Source organism: Agrobacterium sp. 22-209-1, from assembly GCF_053522485.1.
This window is the reverse complement of the sequence record NZ_JBNWCH010000001.1, coordinates 885250-902577: the sequence shown is the minus strand read 5'-3', so window position 1 is coordinate 902577 and position 17328 is coordinate 885250. Positions and strand designations below refer to the sequence as shown.

The 17328-nt window shown below is 59.4% G+C and carries 16 protein-coding genes and 1 pseudogene; 10 read left to right on the top strand and 7 right to left on the bottom strand.

The features are described 5' to 3' along the window. The first annotated feature begins 161 nt into the window (after positions 1-161). The gene (locus tag ACQZ48_RS04220; protein ID WP_131829418.1) at positions 162-617 is read left to right on the top strand and encodes a hypothetical protein; all 456 of its coding nucleotides are present in this window, start codon (positions 162-164) and stop codon (positions 615-617) included. Here ACQZ48_RS04220 and ACQZ48_RS04215 read toward each other — a convergent pair. Then, entirely contained in the window at positions 609-1055 is a 447-nt protein-coding gene (locus tag ACQZ48_RS04215) for a MarR family winged helix-turn-helix transcriptional regulator (RefSeq protein ID WP_080794712.1), read from the bottom strand. The genes ACQZ48_RS04220 and ACQZ48_RS04215 overlap by 9 nt on opposite strands. Before the next feature lie 222 nt (positions 1056-1277). On the opposite strand from ACQZ48_RS04215, the pseudogene ACQZ48_RS04210 reads away from it, so the two are divergent. Then, positions 1278-1509: pseudogene (locus ACQZ48_RS04210) on the top strand (hypothetical protein); the annotation flags it as partial. A gap of 454 nt (positions 1510-1963) precedes the next feature. Next, positions 1964-3907, top strand: a complete 1944-nt coding sequence (locus tag ACQZ48_RS04205) for a methyl-accepting chemotaxis protein (protein WP_191216882.1) — start codon at positions 1964-1966, stop codon at positions 3905-3907. Positions 3908-4089: 182 nt separating this feature from the next. On the opposite strand, the gene ACQZ48_RS04200 is transcribed toward ACQZ48_RS04205, so the two are convergent. After that, complete coding sequence (locus ACQZ48_RS04200; protein WP_137411308.1) at positions 4090-4989, bottom strand: LysR family transcriptional regulator; 900 nt, start codon at positions 4987-4989, stop codon at positions 4090-4092. A gap of 119 nt (positions 4990-5108) precedes the next feature. Between ACQZ48_RS04200 and ACQZ48_RS04195 the strand changes: the two genes are divergently transcribed. The 6 genes from ACQZ48_RS04195 (at position 5109) to ACQZ48_RS04170 (ending at position 11455) form a co-directional block, all read left to right on the top strand. Continuing rightward, on the top strand, positions 5109-6041 hold the full coding sequence (locus tag ACQZ48_RS04195; RefSeq protein ID WP_077983586.1) for a VOC family protein: 933 nt from the start codon (positions 5109-5111) through the stop codon (positions 6039-6041). A 141-nt stretch (positions 6042-6182) separates the two neighbouring features. Next, complete coding sequence (locus tag ACQZ48_RS04190) at positions 6183-6875, top strand: hydrolase (RefSeq protein ID WP_137411309.1); 693 nt, start codon at positions 6183-6185, stop codon at positions 6873-6875. A gap of 72 nt (positions 6876-6947) precedes the next feature. Next, complete coding sequence (locus ACQZ48_RS04185; RefSeq protein WP_077983584.1) at positions 6948-7238, top strand: XapX domain-containing protein; 291 nt, start codon at positions 6948-6950, stop codon at positions 7236-7238. Next, complete coding sequence (locus ACQZ48_RS04180; protein ID WP_448728576.1) at positions 7238-9220, top strand: amidohydrolase family protein; 1983 nt, start codon at positions 7238-7240, stop codon at positions 9218-9220. The genes ACQZ48_RS04185 and ACQZ48_RS04180 overlap by 1 nt, the downstream gene beginning before the upstream one ends. Positions 9221-9419: 199 nt before the next feature. After that, positions 9420-9860: a DoxX family protein gene (locus ACQZ48_RS04175; RefSeq protein WP_142913532.1), complete on the top strand. Its 441-nt coding sequence runs from the start codon at positions 9420-9422 to the stop codon at positions 9858-9860. Continuing rightward, positions 9857-11455, top strand: coding sequence for an MFS transporter (locus ACQZ48_RS04170; protein WP_077983581.1), 1599 nt, complete (start codon positions 9857-9859; stop codon positions 11453-11455). Before ACQZ48_RS04175 ends, ACQZ48_RS04170 begins: the two co-directional genes overlap by 4 nt. A 54-nt stretch (positions 11456-11509) precedes the next feature. On the opposite strand, the gene ACQZ48_RS04165 is transcribed toward ACQZ48_RS04170, so the two are convergent. Next, the gene (locus ACQZ48_RS04165) at positions 11510-12292 is read right to left on the bottom strand and encodes a pyrroline-5-carboxylate reductase (RefSeq protein WP_448728575.1); all 783 of its coding nucleotides are present in this window, start codon (positions 12290-12292) and stop codon (positions 11510-11512) included. Positions 12293-12415: 123 nt separating this feature from the next. Next, entirely contained in the window at positions 12416-13267 is an 852-nt protein-coding gene (locus ACQZ48_RS04160) for a LysR family transcriptional regulator (protein ID WP_173991226.1), read from the bottom strand. A 130-nt stretch (positions 13268-13397) separates the two neighbouring features. On the opposite strand from ACQZ48_RS04160, the gene ACQZ48_RS04155 reads away from it, so the two are divergent. Further along, positions 13398-14918 carry an MFS transporter gene (locus ACQZ48_RS04155; RefSeq protein ID WP_448728574.1) on the top strand — a complete coding sequence of 507 codons (1521 nt, stop codon included), beginning with the start codon at positions 13398-13400 and terminating at the stop codon, positions 14916-14918. Between the two features lie 211 nt (positions 14919-15129). On the opposite strand, the gene ACQZ48_RS04150 is transcribed toward ACQZ48_RS04155, so the two are convergent. Genes ACQZ48_RS04150 through ACQZ48_RS04140 form a run of 3 tightly spaced genes read right to left on the bottom strand, consistent with a single transcriptional unit; the run spans position 15130 to position 17318 of the window. Further along, the gene (locus ACQZ48_RS04150; protein ID WP_142913527.1) at positions 15130-15414 is read right to left on the bottom strand and encodes a copper-binding protein; all 285 of its coding nucleotides are present in this window, start codon (positions 15412-15414) and stop codon (positions 15130-15132) included. A 23-nt stretch (positions 15415-15437) separates the two neighbouring features. Then, positions 15438-15914 carry a cupredoxin domain-containing protein gene (locus ACQZ48_RS04145; protein ID WP_173991220.1) on the bottom strand — a complete coding sequence of 159 codons (477 nt, stop codon included), beginning with the start codon at positions 15912-15914 and terminating at the stop codon, positions 15438-15440. 54 nt (positions 15915-15968) lie between these two features. Then, the gene (locus ACQZ48_RS04140) at positions 15969-17318 is read right to left on the bottom strand and encodes a multicopper oxidase family protein (RefSeq protein WP_269823866.1); all 1350 of its coding nucleotides are present in this window, start codon (positions 17316-17318) and stop codon (positions 15969-15971) included. Positions 17319-17328: the final 10 nt, after the last annotated feature.

Below are 17328 nucleotides of genomic sequence, written 5' to 3'. Positions count from 1 at the left end.
GTTGTTGTCGGGCTAACATGTTTCTCGTCGCTTTATCCCGCCATACGTGTCGCGCAACACCTAAATGTGACCAAAATGTGTTCAGTACGGCCGGGCCGCGTCTGCCGCTTTATGTCACCCCGCGATATACTTCGCGGCTATCGGCTGAGGAGGATGTGGTCGTGTTTCATGCGGTGCCAACAACAACTCGGATATTGGCTGCAATCAAGGTTGCTGGCCGCGCGCTCGATGAAACCTACGGCTGGCTGATCTTGTGGCTTCCAATCGCTCCGGTAATCATAGTTGTCGGTGCAACGATGATTGCCTTGACTGGTGATAGTGTAACGCCACTCTGGTTAAGGCTGTTGGCCGGCCTCGTCACTGCGACAAGTATTTTTGTCATTATATTTGGTGGATTTTTCAGCGCGTTGTTTTTCGCAGGGGCGGCGTGGCGACTTGCGCGGTCGCCTCAGCCTGGCAAAAAATCGACCGGCTCCTCTCAGCTGGAGCTCGGTCGATGGTTTTGGGTGTCGGGCACTGTATTGACATTGCTGTGGCTGATTCCATTTGCGATTACCATGGAGAATATCGCTTCAATGGTCATATCGTCCGCGGTTGTGACGCAGCCTTTAGGTTAGTTCGTTCAGATCGCGCAGTTTCCCAAGGGATTCGACAAGCAGGTCTTGATTGGCCAAGAGTCCTTCCAGATGTATTCTGGCAAGCGTTCGCAAAATGTGTTCGCCCTTTGGGGTGAGGCTAATCAGAATGCTCCTTTTGTCTCTCTGTGACGGTGTTCTTTCCACCAGACCGGCCGCCGCCAACCGGTCGACCAATTGCACCGCCCCATGCGCCTGGATGAGCATCAGTTCCGAGAAATCCCGTATTCTCATTTTCCCTTCCGGTGCGGTCTTGATGACCAGCATGGCCTGGTATTGCTGAGAAGTGACGTCGGCTTTTGCGAGAGCAGCGTCACTGAGCGACAGGAAGCGCCGCATGGCAAGCCGAAAGCCGGCAAGTCCATCATAGAGAGTAGAGGGGAGTTCAGCGTCTTCCGCGACATCTCCAGCGAGGCTCATTCGTAAAACCCTTCCAATAATTCACGGTATGACACTACATTATTATGGTCCGATTTAGGAGGACTGTGCGCGCAGCAAACCCTATGAACACAGGCCGGAAATGACTTGGGGTCACTGCGGTTCCCGCGAACCCTAATCTGCCGTCGCGGCCATAAAAAGATGGCGAGTTGCAAGAAGGCTGGCGGCGGCTTGTCGCCGAGCGATCGATAGGGCCGCACGCGCATGTCCAACTATGTTTCCACCAGCGAGATCCGTGCAGCGTTTTCAAGCGCCATGTCAGAAATATACCGTGAGGAGGTTCCTGCCTACGGCACGCCGATGGCACTCGTGGCACGCGTCAATGACGAGGCGCTGAAGCGCAATCCTTTCCGTGTCTTCGGATGCCGACTGTTTCGTAAAGGAGGTGCTGGAAACATTTCGTTGGCATGACAAGGCCAATGTCGATTTGCATATGCCTTTCGGAGAAGCCACGCGTTCCGAGGACTCCTATTACGTCGTTTATCCGGAGAGAAAGGCGAATAACCGCAACGTTGTGCTGTTCGGAGACTGGCTTATCAGGCAATCCCGAAAACATGCAGATCAAGAGGCCAATCTACCAGGCATTTGATATTCCATAAATCGTGATTTCGATGCTCGGAGCCGTCTGCGGCGCGGCGAATTGTCAGCACTTGCCTATCCCGGGTAACACTTCATTTAGTTATTTTGTGAAATCTAAAATACGCAGGTTCCAAGGTTTCATCGGCGGAGCCGGTAGAACAAGCGGACCCGGAACGACCCGCCCGGCGGCGACTCGAAAAAGGCGTCCGCTTGTCGCCCTATGAGGGGCAACAGCTACCCGCGATGTTTCATTATATATTCTGCGGCCTCCCGCGAGGGCGGCTGGAGAAATGTTTGCCTTGAGGCCATTCATGTCTTTCCTGAACAATACCAAGATAAAAACAAAGGTCGTTTTTGTCATCGCGCTGATGAGCCTGATGTCGCTTTCCGGCATAGGCTACGTCAGCCTGCAATATAAAAGCACCGACAACGTCTATAGCGATTTCATCGGCCATGAGGCCCTTGCTGCGGTTCTGAACGCCAGAACCAGCGGAAACCTCAATGCGCTTGGCATGCAGATGCTTCGCGCCAGCCTTAACGACCCGACGAGCGCTGATTTCGAAGCCGCTGTCAAAACCTTCAGAGCCGACCGTAAGCAGCTTGAGGAACGTCAGAACAAGATCATGGAGCTGGTGCCGGCACGCACCGATGCCGCGCGCGATATCCTAAAGGGTGTTGTCGAAGTCGAGGAGATCGGCAATCAGGTCATCGCCCTCATGCAGGCAGGGCAACGCGCCGAAGCGCAGCAGATGGCGCTCAACGTGCTTCGGAAAATTGCCGAAGTCTCGCCAAAGATCAGCGCCGGCAATGAGCAGCTCATCCAGGTGATGAATGAGGGTAGAGAACGCCTTACCGCCAGCACCAATACGACGATCTGGACAGGCCTGATTACGCTCGCGCTCGTTTCGCTGGCCGTGATCGCACTTGGCCTGCTCATTTCCTCCCGGGGCATCACCACCCCGATTGCGCGACTTCGCGCGCGCATGGAATCGCTCGCGGCCGGCGATACGGCAAGCGAAATTTCCGGGATGGATCGCAGGGATGAAGTCGGCCAGATGGCTGCCGCGGTTCAGGCGTTTCGCGAGAGCGCAATCGAACGCCTCCGCCTTGAGACTGAGACGGAAGCCAACCGGTCGACTTCGGAAAAGGACCGGATCGAGCGTGAAAAACAGAAGGCCAGGGAGGCCGCCGACGTACAGTTTGCCGTCGACAATCTTGCCACGGCCCTTTCGAAAATAGCACAGGGCGACGTTACTTACCGGATCGTTCAGCCGTTCGTCTCCGGTCTCGACGGTATACGTGGTGATTTCAACCGGGCTGCGGAACAGTTGCAGTCGACCTTAAGCCAGGTGGCGCAGAACGCCCGCGGTATCGACGCCGGCGCCAATGAGATCAGGTCTGCGGCGGACGATCTGGCCAAGCGCACGGAGCAGCAGGCGGCTGCCGTTGAAGAGACTGCGGCTGCGCTGGAAGAGATCACCACCACGGTGAAGGACGCCACGAAGCGGGCGCAGGAAGCGGGTCACCTCGTCGGCCGCGCCAAAGTCGGCGCTGAAAAATCAGGAGAGGTGGTGCAGCAGGCCGTCGCCGCAATGGAGCAGATCGCAACATCCGCCAATGAGATTTCCAACATCATCGGCGTGATCGACGAGATCGCCTTCCAGACCAACCTTCTGGCGCTGAATGCGGGCGTGGAAGCTGCCCGTGCGGGTGAGGCGGGCAAGGGTTTTGCCGTTGTCGCGCAGGAGGTTCGCGAATTGGCGCAACGATCCGCCGGCGCCGCCAAGGAGATCAAGAACCTGATCACGACATCCAATGGTCAGGTTCAGCAAGGCGTGCAGCTGGTTGGTGAAACCGGCAAGGCACTGGAACTGATCGTGACGGAGGTGCAGGAAATCAACCGGCACGTCGCTGCCATCGCGGAATCGGCGCAGGAGCAATCCTCCGGTCTTCAGCAGATCAATACGGCCGTGAACCAGATGGATCAGGACACCCAGAAGAACGCCGCCATGGTGGAGGAAAGCACCGCCGCCAGCCACGGGCTTGCACGCGAGGCCTCTTCGCTCAACGGGCTGATCGCCCAGTTCAAACTGTCCGAAGGCGGTTATGGCGAGACCTCCGCCCTCGTGCGCACGGCGTCGGTTGCCGACAGGCCCACAGCGTCTCCCGCGCGTGCGCTTGGCGGCAGGATAAGGGCTGCTTTTTCAGGCAATGCCGCGTTGAATACCGCCCCCGACAATTGGGAGGAGTTTTGATCCTTGCCCTGTCTTTACGGCGTCTTCAGCTGAGGCGCTGAAAGCGTGGCTCTAAAAATTGGTGCCGGTGATCGGAGGTTTCGGACTCCGATCACCGGCACCTTGCTTTTGGGCAATATCAGCCGGCCCGTCGCGGAGCAGGAATTGTGGCCGTCCCGACCGGAGAAAACGGCGGTGCGACCCTAGCCCAGCATCACCATATGCGCGGGTAACTGCTCTTCGAAGAATTTCGAGAAAGTCGCGATGCGGGGCGGCAGCGCCTGATAGGGCGGATAATAAAGCGTCAGCCAAAGTTCCGGCGGAGCCCAGTCAGGCAGGACATGAACGAGCCGGCCGCTGCGGATATGTTCGGCAATGTGAAATCCCGGCAGCATGGCCACACCGGCGCCTTCCGCCGCCATATCGGCCAGAACCTCGCCATTATTGGCGCTGAATGCGCGGCCGGCCGAGATGGCGATGCTCGATCCGCCGTCCGACAGGACCCAGTTCTCCCGCCGGCTTTCGCCGCTATAGGCAAGGCAATCGTCAGGGGTCAGTTCGCCCGGATGTTCCATCTGCGTGAACCGGCTGCCCGGGGCCGCCACCAATATTCTCGGCACGGCCCTGATCTTGCGCCAGATGGTGAATTTGTCCGATGGGGCCGACGAAATGCGGATTGCCAGATCGTAGTCGTCATCCACGATATTGATCAGGCCGTCCGAGAGCGAAATCTCGAAGCACATCTTCGGATAGAGTTCCCGGAAGCCGGACAGGATCGGCGGCAGCACCGTCTTGCCGAGCCATGTCGGCGCGCTGATCCTCAGCCGCCCCTCATCGGCCTTGTGCGCGTTGCGGACATCGCGCCGGGCATTCTCCAGCGCCTCGACCGCCGGCTGGATCTGTGCGGCAAAGACGGCGCCGTCGGTCGTCAACGACACCTGGCGGGTGGTGCGGACGAATAATTGCACACCGAGATCGTCTTCAAGCGCGGCAATTGCACGGGTGACGGCAGCCGCCGTCATGCCCAGTTCGCGGGCGACCTGCGCGAAGTTGCGCTTTTCAGCCGCCATCAGGAAGGTTTTGAGAGCTTTATAATCGTTCATCGCTATTATTTCAAAAATCGCAATTCATTCGAGAGAAATATTGCAATTCCGCGAGGCAATCAAGCAGGTTACATCTTTATCCATCGAAACGGACACACCAAAGATGAAAGGCGCCGACGATGATCAAGGATATCAAGGGCCTGCACCACGTCACCTCCATGGCGTCGGATGCGCGGCAGAACAACAGTTTCTTCACCGATACGCTGGGCCTGCGCCGGGTCAAGAAAACCGTCAACTTTGACGAACCCAGCGTCTATCACCTCTATTACGGTGACGAAAAGGGAACACCGGGTACGGTCATGACCTATTTTCCCTTCGCCAACATGATGACCGGTCGTCCCGGTGTCGGCGAAGTGGGCGAGACGCAGTTTTCCATCCCGAAGGGTTCGCTGGGCTTCTGGAAAGAGCGTCTCATTGCCAAAGGCGCCGCCGGCATTCAGACCGACACGGTCTTTGGCGCCAATCGCCTGCGCTTCACTGGTCCCGATGGCGATGGCCTTGCACTGATCGAAACCGGCGATGACGCCCGTGCCGCCTGGCTGGCCGAGGGAATTTCCGAAGATAACGCCATACGCGGTTTCACCGGCGCACGCTTTAATTTGCATGACACTGCCGCAACCGAAGAACTGCTGCGTTTCATGGGTTATGATCGGACTGAAGTTGAAGGCAATGTGACACGTTTCGTCATTCCCGGCGGCAACGGGGCAGATACGATCGATCTTGCCGCCCTGCCCAAGACGCCCTTTGCCCGTCCGGGAGCAGGTTCTGTCCACCATATCGCCTTCGCGGTCGAAAACCGCGAGAAGCAGCTGGAAGTGCGCAAGGCGCTGATGGATACGGGCTATCAGGTCACCCCCGTCATCGACCGCGATTATTTCTGGGCGATCTATTTCCGCACGCCGGGCGGCATCCTGTTCGAGATCGCCACCAATGAACCCGGTTTCGACCGCGACGAGGATACCGCGCATCTGGGCGAAGCGCTCAAGCTGCCGAACCGCTACGAACCTTTCCGTAATCAGATCGAGGCGAACCTCGCTCCGCTTGCGGCATAAAGCGGGCTTTTGCTCCGCATCGACTGACTGAAGCATATCCAAGCCATTCGAGACGGCTGCCCCGCTGGCAGCCGACCGGCCAAGCCTTCTCAATTTCCATAGCCGCAGACCGGCAATAACCACCTGAACGGAGAACTGAACATGTCCAAGCTCGAAGTCCTTACCCCCGCCAACAGCCAGCTCATCTTCATCGACCAGCAGCCGCAGATGGCTTTCGGTGTGCAGTCGATCGACCGGCAGACCCTGAAAAACAATGTCGTCGGCCTCGCCAAGGCGGCAAAGATTTTCAATATCCCGACAACCATTACCACGGTCGAAACGGAAAGCTTCTCCGGCAACACCTTCCCTGAACTGCTCGCGGTCTTCCCGGAAAACGACATTCTGGAACGTACTTCGATGAATTCCTGGGATGACCAGAATGTCCGCGATGCCCTGGCGAAGAATGCCGCCAACGGTCGCAAGAAGATCGTCGTCTCGGGCCTGTGGACGGAAGTCTGCAACACCACATTCGCGCTCTCGGCGCTCCATGATGTCGCGGATTACGAAATCTACATGGTGGCGGATGCGTCTGGCGGCACCTCCGCCGATGCCCACAAATATGCCATGGACCGCATGGTGCAGGCCGGTGTCATTCCCGTCACCTGGCAGCAGGTGCTGCTTGAATGGCAGCGCGACTGGGCACGCAAGGAAACCTACGACGCCGTCACCTCGCTGGTGAAGGAACATTCCGGCGCCTACGGCATGGGTATCGATTATGCCGTCACCCATGTCCATGGTGGTGAAGAACGCGTCAAGCACGGCAAGCGCATCGGCCCGAACCCGGCCAAGAAATAAGCTTTCAACCGCGCCGCGCCGGCAGGATCGCCATCCAGCCCGGTGCGGCTTTCATCCATCGAGGAGGTTCCCATGAAAGTCTATCTTCTGTCCCTTGGCGCCGGTCTGCTGGTTGGCATCGTTTACAGCCTGCTCAATGTGCGCTCTCCCGCACCGCCCGTCATCGCTCTCGTCGGTCTGCTCGGCATATTGGTCGGAGAGCAGATCATCCCCTTCGCGAAGACGATCGCCGGCAAGGAACCGGCCGCCGTTTCGTGGTTCAACCAGATCAAGCCGCACATGTTCGGCCATATGCCGAAGGGCGGCGCTGAAACAACTGGCCTTGCCGAAGTCAAGCAGCCGACCGAGCGGGAGAGAAGCTGATGACGACACGTCGCACCTTTCTTGGCGCGGCCTCGAGCCTTGCCTTTCCGAATCTGTTTTCACCGGCTAAAGCCGCTGATCCCATCAAGAGCGGAGGTTCTTCCATGCATCCAGATACGATCCTTCACAACGGCCGCGTCACGACGCTCGATCGCGGCAATCCGAATGCAACGGCGGTCGCCATCAAGGACGGACTGTTCCTGGAGGTGGGAAGCGACACCGAGGTCATGGCCCTTGCCGGGCCGGACACGAAGATCATCGACCTGAAGGGCAAGCGGGTTCTGCCCGGCCTGATCGACAACCACACCCACGTCGTGCGCGGCGGCCTCAACTTCAACATGGAACTGCGCTGGGATGGCGTGCGCTCGCTTGCAGATGCCATGGACATGCTGAAGCGCCAGGTGGCAATCACGCCGGCCCCGCAATGGGTGCGCGTCGTCGGTGGTTTCACTGAACATCAATTCGTCGAAAAGCGCCTGCCGACCATTGAGGAGATCAATGCGGCGGCGCCGGACACGCCGGTCTTCCTGCTGCATCTTTACGACCGGGCGCTGCTGAACGGCGCCGCCCTTCGCGCCGTCGGCTACACCAAGGATACGCCGAACCCGCCCGGCGGCGAGATCACCCGCGATGCGAACGGTAATCCGACCGGCCTGCTGCTCGCCAAGCCGAATGCAGGCATTCTCTATTCGACGCTCGCAAAGGGACCGAAACTGCCGCTCGATTATCAGGTCAATTCCACCCGCCATTTCATGCGTGAGCTGAACCGGCTGGGTGTGACCGGTGTGATCGACGCCGGGGGCGGCTTCCAGAACTATCCCGACGACTACGAGGTGGTTCAGAAACTGTCGGATGAGAACCAGATGACGGTTCGGCTGGCCTATAATCTCTTCACCCAGAAGCCGAAACAGGAGAAGGAGGATTTCCTCAACTGGACGTCATCGGTCAAATACAAGCAGGGTAACGACTATTTCCGGCACAATGGTGCAGGCGAAATGCTGGTCTTTTCCGCAGCCGATTTCGAGGATTTCCGTCAGCCGAGACCGGACATGCCGCCGGAAATGGAAGGCGAACTCGAAGACGTCGTCCGGATACTGGCGGAAAACCGCTGGCCCTGGCGTCTGCACGCCACCTATGACGAGACGATTTCGCGCTCGCTGGATGTGTTCGAGAAGGTCAACAAGGACATTCCGCTGGAAGGACTGAACTGGTTCTTCGATCACGCGGAAACCATCTCGGAACGCTCCATCGATCGTATTGCCGCGCTTGGCGGCGGTATCGCGACCCAGCACCGGATGGCGTATCAGGGCGAATATTTCGTCGAGCGTTACGGCCAGGGCGTGGCGGAAGCCACACCGCCTATTGCCCGGATGCTGGAAAAGGGCGTGAATGTTTCGGCCGGTACGGATGCAACGCGCGTCGCCTCCTATAATCCGTGGGTATCGCTGTTCTGGATGGTGACGGGCAAGACGGTGGGCGGCATGCAGCTTTATCCGCGCGCCAACTGCCTCGACCGTGAGACGGCGTTGCGCATGTGGACCGAAAAAGTCACCTGGTTTTCCAACGAGGAAGGCAAGAAGGGCCGCATCGAAAAAGGCCAGTTCGCCGATCTCGTGGTGCCGGACAAGGATTATTTCTCCTGCGCGGAGGATGAAATCTCCTTCCTTACCTCCGAACTGACCATGGTCGGCGGCAAGATCGTCTATGGCGCCGGCGACTTCAGGACACTCGATGAAAGCAATATTCCGCCGGCCATGCCCGATTGGTCGCCTGTGCGAACCTTTGGAGGTTATGCCGCCTGGGGAGAGCCGCAGGGTGCTGGAAAGAACTCGCTCAGACGCGCAGCCATCACCTCTTGCGGCTGTGCCAGCGATTGCGGCGTCCATGGTCATGACCATGCCGGTGCCTGGACGTCGAAACTGCCGATTGCTGACCTCAAGGGGTTCTTCGGCGCGTTGGGCTGCTCCTGCTGGGCAGTCTGAGCCGATCTTAAAGACCCAACGGGCGGCACATGCCGCCGCCCGTTGGCATGAAAATCGACCGCAAACTCAATATTGCGAAAATAACAATTATATCGAAACTATTGATGCAATTGTTGGCGGTAATCCTTTGCGCCAATATCGCTCCATCAGATGAACGCAGCGCCGCTCGAACCGACCGGCCAGATCGCAGGAGCAAAAAATGACCGAGCCATCTTCAACCCTTCGACTTCGCGGCTTCCTCGCAAATGTCGTTGCCGCCCCCACCACAAAGACCCTTGCGCTTCTGGCGCTTTGCTCGGCCTATATTCAGGGGCCGCTGACCAAGATCTTCGACTTCCCCGGCGCTATCGCCGAGATGAACCATTTTGGCCTTCAGCCGGCGGCCGCATTCGCCGTCGTCGTCATCCTGTTCGAGCTTACCGCCTCCGCATTGGTGGTGTCGGGCTTCCTCCGCTGGGCCGGTGCTCTCTCACTTGCAGGTTTCACGCTTCTGGCCACCTTCATCGCTTTGCGCTTCTGGGAAATGGCGCCTGGCATGAACCGCATGATGGCCACCAACGCCTTCTTCGAGCATCTTGGCCTTGCCGGTGCCTTCATCATCGTCGCCGCAATCGATCTCACGAAAGGAACAGGCAAATGAGTGCCGCAAAATCCTCCGCGAGCAGCTTTGCTCCCCTTGCTCAACCGGTTTTCGCCGTCCTCTGGGCGGCGACGGTGCTTGGCAATACCGGCAGCTTCATGCGCGATGTCGCCAGTTCATGGCTGATGACCGATCTTTCAGCCTCGCCGGCGGCCGTCGCCATGGTTCAGGCGGCAGGGACGCTGCCGATCTTTCTCTTGGCAATCCCGGCCGGCGTGCTGACGGATATTCTCGACCGCCGCAAATTCCTGATCGCGGTGCAGCTTCTGCTGGCCTCGGTCAGCGTCACCCTCATGGTTCTTGCTCACACCGGACTTCTATCCGTCAGCGCCCTGATCGGGCTCACCTTCCTCGGCGGTATCGGTGCGGCGCTGATGGGCCCGACGTGGCAGGCCATCGTGCCGGAACTGGTGAAGCGTGAGGATATCAAGAGCGCCGTGGCGCTGAACTCGCTCGGCATCAACATCGCCCGTTCCATCGGTCCTGCCGCCGGCGGCATTCTGCTTGCGGCCTTCGGTGCGGCCGTTACCTATGGCGCCGACGTTGCCAGCTATTTCATTGTCATCGCCGCCCTATTGTGGTGGCCGCGGGTGAAGAACGCCGACGATGCGCTGGCCGAAGGTTTCCTCGGCGCTTTCCGGGCAGGCCTTCGTTACACCCGCGCCAGCCGGCCACTGCATGTCGTCCTGCTGCGGGCTGCGATCTTCTTTGCATTTGCCAGTGCTGTGTGGGCGCTGTTGCCTTTGGTCGCCCGGCAATTGCTCGGCGGCGATGCGAGCTTCTATGGCATCCTGCTCGGTGCCGTCGGCGCCGGCGCCATTGGCGGCGCGCTGATCATGCCGAAGCTGCGCGGCCGTTTCGATGCCGATGCCCTGCTGCTGGGTGCGGCTCTCACCACTGCGCTCGTCATGGCCGGGTTGTCCTTCGCACCGCCAAAGTGGCTTGCCATCATCATCCTGCTCTTCCTCGGTGGCGCATGGATCACGGCGCTGACCACGCTGAATGGTGCCGCCCAGGCGGTTCTGCCGAACTGGGTGCGCGGCCGTGGCCTTGCCGTTTACCTAACCGTCTTCAATGGCGCGATGACGGTCGGCAGCCTTGGCTGGGGCGCTGTTGGTGAAGCGACAGGCGTTCCGGGTGCGTTGCTGATTGGCGCTGCGGGATTGCTGATTGCGGGCGTCGTCATGCACCGCCTGAAATTGCCTGCGGGCGATGCGGATATGGTGCCGTCCAACCATTGGCCCGAACCGCTCGTTGCCGAGCCGGTAGCCCATGATCGCGGCCCGGTTCTGATCCTGATCGAATATAATGTCGAAAAGCATCACCGCTCGGCCTTCCTGCATGCGCTGGACGAACTTTCCCAGGAACGTCGCCGCGATGGCGCCTATGGCTGGGGTGTGACGGAAGACTCCGCCGATCCGCAAAAGATCGTTGAATGGTTCATGGTGGAATCCTGGGCCGAGCATCTGCGCCAGCACAAGCGGGTTTCCCACGCTGATGCGGATTTGCAGGGCAAGGTGCTGGCTTATCATTCCGGGCTGGAAAAGCCTGTCGTGCGGCACTTCCTCACAATCAATCGTCCGGGGAAGGCATAAGACAGAAAGGGGCCGAAAGGTCCCTTTTTTGTTATTGCCGCTGCAACTATCCGGCTATTGCGTAATCCGCTCCAGCACGCGGCTCAATGCTTCTTTCAGAGTCCTTGAACCTCCCTTGCCGTTAAAGTCCAGCAGCACTTGCTCGTTGAGGCCGCCTTTGGTGGCGAATTCGCGGCTGGTCTCGCTAAAATCAGCCTTGCTTCCGGCCAATACCGCCACCTCGGAGAGACCGGCGAAGAGGGGAGTAATATAGGAACGGGCCTTTTCTTCTGGCAGACCGTTTTCAGCCAACCATTCGGTCGTTGTTTGCATGATGCCGAAATAGGTGGCCATCAGCGCGCTGGCGGCGGCCAGAAGATCGTATTCCGCTTTCGTCTCGCATTCCACCGCATTACCAAGCACGTTGAAGATTGCAGCCGTATCCGTATCGGCGGGATAAATGGCGGTGACGCCCTTGCGCCGGGCGACGAAGGGCAGCGGGATCGCCTGGGCGAGACGCACATCCGCGCCGATCCAGTCCAGAAGCGTCTCGCGGCCGGTTGCGGCAACGACGCTGATGACTTTCTGCGCGTCCCGGAACCGGAGAGACCGAATGACTTCCTCAGCTATCTGCGGCCGGATAGCCAGCATGACGGTATCGCAGCCATCGACGATTGCCTGATTATCGCCAGAGACGATCACCTGTGGGAAATCGGCGGCAAGACTGGCGGAAATATCGGCACTGCGTTGTGACACCATCACATGTGGAACGGCGGCGGGCTTCGCGAGCAGGCCACGCACCATCGCGTCGGTGATGGCGCCGGTTCCGATAAAGCCGATTTTCTGGGGAAGTGACATGAAGTCTCCGCTGCGGCGATTGGACCGAGAGAAGCATCGGTCGTTTCATTTTTCGTCCAATGCTAAATTTTCTGCCGGGAATTGTCGACAAGCAGGCGACGCCAATCTGAGGGACCATAGTGATTATGCTGGGCGGTGCTCGCGAAATGCCGCGGCGAGTGTGCGTAACGCTTCCCGAGATCTGCCGTCCGTCAGGGTCGAGAACATGATGATTTCCGTGGAAGGCAGTGGCGGCAGGCCAAAACGCTGGCTGACCTCCACGGTGCCGGGTGGCGCAAGACGGCAGGAGAAGGCGGAAACCGCAAGGCCCGCCGAGACGGCGGCGGTCACCATCGAAGATGTGCCGCCGAGAAACACTTCCGTCCACGCAATCGCAGCCGCATCCAGGGCGCGGGTGGCGATGTCACGCACGCCACAGGCGGGTGAGAGCGCCGCCAGCCGCAGCGGTTCACCCTGACGATATTCGAATTGCGGGGTCGCATACCAGCCGAAGTGTTCCGGTCCGAGCACTTCGCCGTCGCGCCGGTCATCCTCGCGCCGGATGATCGCGGCATCGATCTCCCCACGGTCGAAGGCGTCCAGCAAGGATCGGGAATGATCCATGCGCACTTCAATCGTAAGCCCGGGGTCGTGGTCGTTGAGACGTGCAAGCAGGGTCGGAACCTCCGGTCCCGCAACGTGGGCGGCAATGCCAAGGCCGAAGCGGCGGCGCGGCGAGGAAAGACCCGCCAGCGCCCGATCATGCGCGGCGAGAAACTCGCGGGCGGGGGCCAGAAACACCGCGCCCTGCGCTGAAAGCCGCACGGAGCGCGGCGTGCGTTCGAGCAGCCGCTGGCCGAGCCTATCTTCCAGCCGCTTGAGCTTGACGCTGATGGCGCCCTGGGTGGTACCGAGCGCTTCGGCAGCACGGGTGAAGCTCTGCATATCGGCGATGGCAACGAAGGCCTCGACGGCCTCAACATCCAGCGTGCTCATATCGATCATTCCAATTTGTTGTCTCTGAAATAGCCAATCATCCAATTCAGTTATGGTCAAGCTTTGTCTAGCGTACCTCCTCCACAGACCGGTTTTCGCAGTGGCGGACCGACCCATGAAAGGCTGAAGAATGACCCTTGCCGTTACCGCACCAGCAAACAGCAGAAGCGCCATGGCGCTCGCTGCCGTTTGCCTCTCCGCCCTGATGTTCGGGCTGGAAATTTCTAGCGTTCCGGCGATCCTGCCAACACTCGAACAGGTGCTGCATGCGGATTTCCGCCAGCTTCAGTGGATCATGAACGCCTACACGATCGGCGTGACGATGGTGCTGATGGCGACGGGGGCGTTGGCAGATCGCTTCGGTCGCAAACGTGTCTTCATCGCCAGCATCGCCGCTTTTGCACTCTCCTCTCTGGCCTGCGGAATGACGGAAAACGTCTCGGTGCTGATCGGCGCCCGTTTCATTCAGGGGCTGAGCGGCGGAGCGATGCTGGTGTGCCAGATCGCCATCCTGTCGCATCAGTTCCGCACGGCACGCGAACGCGGCATGGCGTTCGGGTGGTGGGGTGTCGTCTCGGGCATGGGGCTGGGCTTCGGCCCAATCGTAGGCGGCGTCATCGTTGCGCTTTGGAGCTGGGAATGGGTTTTCCTCGTTCACGTCCTGCTCGGCGCGGGAACATGGCTGCTTGCCGCCGGCGGCGTTGGGGAATCGCGCGATCCGGAGGCGGCGCGTCTCGATCTTGCCGGCATGGTCACGCTTTCAGTCGCCGTTTTTTGCCTTGCCTTTTTCATCACCCAGGGACCCGCGCTCGGTTTTGTCAGCCCGACGGCGCTTCTGATCCTTGGCATTTCTCTGGCAAGCTTCATCGCCTTCGTGATTGCTGAAAAGCTTAGTTCAAGACCGATGTTCGATTTCTCCGTCTTCCGCATCAGGCCTTTTTCGGGGGCGATCATCGGCTCTGCGGCGATGAATATCAGCTTCTGGCCATTCATGATCTATCTGCCTATCTGGTTTCAGGCGGGCCTCGGTTATGACAGCGTCACCGCTGGCCTCGGCCTGCTTGCCTATACGCTGCCAGCGCTGGTGATGCCGCCCTTGGCGGAGCGCCTGTCGTTGCGCTACCAGCCGCGCCTCGTCATTCCGTCCGGGCTGTTCACCATCGGCCTCGGTTTTATGCTGATGAAATTGGGAAGCGGCATCGAAAATGCGAGCTGGCTCACCATGCTGCCCGGCTGCATCCTCGCCGGTATCGGGCTGGGGATGACCAATACGCCCGTCACCAACACCACCACGGGTGCGGTTTCTCCCGCCCGTTCCGGCATGGCCTCGGGCATCGATATGAGCGCACGGATGATTTCGCTCGCCATCAACATCCCGATCATGGGCTTTATTCTGGTCGAGGGCGTCCAGGCTTCGCTTTGGGCAAACCTGCCTTCCGGTGCGGATGTGCATGAAGTGCAGTCGCTGGCGGAAAAGATCGCGGCGGGAACTGCCGGCGCCTCGGCGCAGGGGATTTCGGAAGAACTCGTCCATCGCGCGCTTGCGGACGGGTTCGGGCTGGTCATGCTCTATGCCGGCATCAGCGTCTGGTTCCTTGCCGCCATCAGTTTCATGATCTTCGGTCCGGCGCGAAAACCCGCCCGAGGTTAGGGCGACGGCTGCAAGAGGGAAAGCTGTTTTCTTCGCCTCGTCATTAGCAGCGTTGCGCCTGGAAGCGCGGAAACAGGGCCGCAGCATGCTGGAATGGATCAGCTTTAGGGATGATGCCAGCTCGGGAAAATCTGCGATCCCGTGGCTTCTTTACCATCGTATCGCACACGCCTGTGCGGATGCCTCACAGGCGTGTGCAACTGCCGATGTCTTATTTCACCTGGGCGACGACCAGCTTGCCGTTTTCGCGTTCGGCGACGAACTCGATATTGGCGCCTTCCTTGAGCTTGGCGAGGATCGCATCGTCCTTGACGCGGAACACCATCGTCATGGCCGGCATGTCGAGGTTCTTCAGTTCTTCATGGATGATGGTGACCTTCTTGGCTGCAGTATCGACCTTTTTGACCGTTCCCTTGGTGAATTCTTCCGCGAATGCACTGAGGGGAGCGGTGAGCAGGAGTGCCGTTGCAACGGCGATTTTTACGATGGTCTTCATGGTCAGATTCCTTTGTTGCCGGGTTACTTTGCAGAAACTTTGAGATCGCCGCGCATGCCGGCCTCGTAATGTCCGGGCTTCAGGCAGGCGAATTCGAACATGCCGTCATTGGTGAATTTCCAGATGATTTCGCCGCTTTCGCCGGGCGCGAGGCTGATCGCATTCGGATTGTCGTGCTCCATTTCCGGAGCCTTCTCCATGGCGGCCTTGTGCTCCAGATTGGCCTTCTGTTCGTCGAGAATGAATTCATGGTCCAGTTCGCCGACATTCTTCACGGCGAAGCGAACCGTTTTGCCCTTTTTGAATTCGAATTTGGCGGGCGTGAACACCATCTTTCCATCAGGCGTTTCCTTCATCGTCACCTGAATGGTCTGGGTCACCTTGGCCTTGTCGCCCGGTTCACCGATCGCCATCGCTTCATGGCCGCCGCCATGAGTGCCCGATGCAAGGGCGGGCGTGGCGAGAGCGGCAAGAAGCAGTGCAATTTTCAGTTTGGTCATTCCATATTTCCTTGATTTTGGTGAGGGATCTTGTGGGTGTGTGTGGCTGCGCGATCAGCCGTGTTTCATCGGTTTCGGCGTGATCTGCGTTTTGGGGTCATTGGTCTTGGTCGTATCCGGCAACGTGCCGGTCCATTCCCAGGCCTGGGTTCCGGGCGGATTTTCGTACCAGCCGGGATCTGAGTAATCGCCCGCGGAGATGCCTTCGCGGACCTTCACCACGGAGAACATGCCGCCCATTTCGATCGGGCCGTGCGGCCCCCAACCCGTCATCATGGGTACGGTATTTTCAGGGATTTCCATTTCCATCGCGCCCATATCGGCCATGCCGGCGGTGCCCATCGGCATATATTCCGGCCGCACCTTGCGGATTTTCTCTGCGACAGTCTTCTTGTCGACGCCGATGAAGGTCGGGACGTCATGTCCCATGGCGTTCATCGTATGGTGCGACTTGTGGCAATGGATCGCCCAGTCGCCGACATATTTGGCGTCGAATTCGTAGGCGCGCATGGCGCCGACGGGAATGTCGATGCTAACCTCCGGCCAGCGCGCCTCGGGCCGCACCCAGCCGCCATCCGTGCAGGTCACCTCGAAATCGTAACCATGCATGTGGATCGGATGGTTGGTCATGGTCAGGTTGCCGACGCGCACGCGCACCCGGTCGTCCTTGGAAACCACCAGCGGATCGATGCCCGGAAACACCCTGCTGTTCCATGCCCACAGGTTGAAATCCGTCATCGTCATGATCTTGGGAACGGAGGCGCCGGGGTTGATGTCGAAGGCGTTGAGGAGGAACACGAAATCGCGGTCCACCGGCATGAAGGTGGGGTCCTTCGGATGGACAACGAAGAAACCCATCATGCCCATCGCCATCTGCACCATCTCGTCCGAATGCGGGTGGTACATGAAGGTGCCCGATTTCACGAGATCGAACTCGTAGACGAAGGTCTTGCCGACAGGAATATGCGGCTGCGACAGGCCGCCCACCCCATCCATGCCGGACGGCAGGATCATGCCGTGCCAGTGGATCGTCGTATGTTCCGGCAGCTTGTTGGTGACGAAAATACGCACCCGGTCGCCTTCGACGGCCTCGATGGTCGGGCCGGGCGACTGACCGTTATAACCCCAGAGACGGGCGGTCATGCCCTCCGCCATTTCGCGCTCCACCGGCTCGGCGACAAGGTGGAATTCCTTGACGCCGTTGTTCATCCGGAAGGGCAGGGTCCAGCCGTTCAACGTGACCACAGGGTTGTAATCGGGGCCGGTAGTGGGCTTGACCGGGGCCTGGGTCGCGGCCGTTTCCATCACGGCCGCTTCCGGCAGGCTGGTGTTGGATGTTTTCGCCCAGGCCGCCGAGGAGACCATGGCGGCGCCGACACCCAGAAAGTTTCTTCTATTGAACATGGTGATTTCC

Coding starts and splice junctions, on each gene's coding strand:
- ACQZ48_RS04180 (WP_448728576.1), top strand. CDS start 7,238: ATGACGACACGTCGCACCTTTCTTGGCGCGGCCTCGAGCCTTGCCTTT.
- ACQZ48_RS04165 (WP_448728575.1), bottom strand. CDS start 12,292: ATGTCACTTCCCCAGAAAATCGGCTTTATCGGAACCGGCGCCATCACC.
- ACQZ48_RS04170 (WP_077983581.1), top strand. CDS start 9,857: ATGAGTGCCGCAAAATCCTCCGCGAGCAGCTTTGCTCCCCTTGCTCAA.
- ACQZ48_RS04140 (WP_269823866.1), bottom strand. CDS start 17,318: ATGTTCAATAGAAGAAACTTTCTGGGTGTCGGCGCCGCCATGGTCTCC.
- ACQZ48_RS04190 (WP_137411309.1), top strand. CDS start 6,183: ATGTCCAAGCTCGAAGTCCTTACCCCCGCCAACAGCCAGCTCATCTTC.
- ACQZ48_RS04150 (WP_142913527.1), bottom strand. CDS start 15,414: ATGAAGACCATCGTAAAAATCGCCGTTGCAACGGCACTCCTGCTCACC.
- ACQZ48_RS04200 (WP_137411308.1), bottom strand. CDS start 4,989: ATGAACGATTATAAAGCTCTCAAAACCTTCCTGATGGCGGCTGAAAAG.
- ACQZ48_RS04185 (WP_077983584.1), top strand. CDS start 6,948: ATGAAAGTCTATCTTCTGTCCCTTGGCGCCGGTCTGCTGGTTGGCATC.
- ACQZ48_RS04160 (WP_173991226.1), bottom strand. CDS start 13,267: ATGAGCACGCTGGATGTTGAGGCCGTCGAGGCCTTCGTTGCCATCGCC.
- ACQZ48_RS04155 (WP_448728574.1), top strand. CDS start 13,398: ATGACCCTTGCCGTTACCGCACCAGCAAACAGCAGAAGCGCCATGGCG.
- ACQZ48_RS04205 (WP_191216882.1), top strand. CDS start 1,964: ATGTCTTTCCTGAACAATACCAAGATAAAAACAAAGGTCGTTTTTGTC.
- ACQZ48_RS04195 (WP_077983586.1), top strand. CDS start 5,109: ATGATCAAGGATATCAAGGGCCTGCACCACGTCACCTCCATGGCGTCG.
- ACQZ48_RS04215 (WP_080794712.1), bottom strand. CDS start 1,055: ATGAGCCTCGCTGGAGATGTCGCGGAAGACGCTGAACTCCCCTCTACT.
- ACQZ48_RS04145 (WP_173991220.1), bottom strand. CDS start 15,914: ATGACCAAACTGAAAATTGCACTGCTTCTTGCCGCTCTCGCCACGCCC.
- ACQZ48_RS04175 (WP_142913532.1), top strand. CDS start 9,420: ATGACCGAGCCATCTTCAACCCTTCGACTTCGCGGCTTCCTCGCAAAT.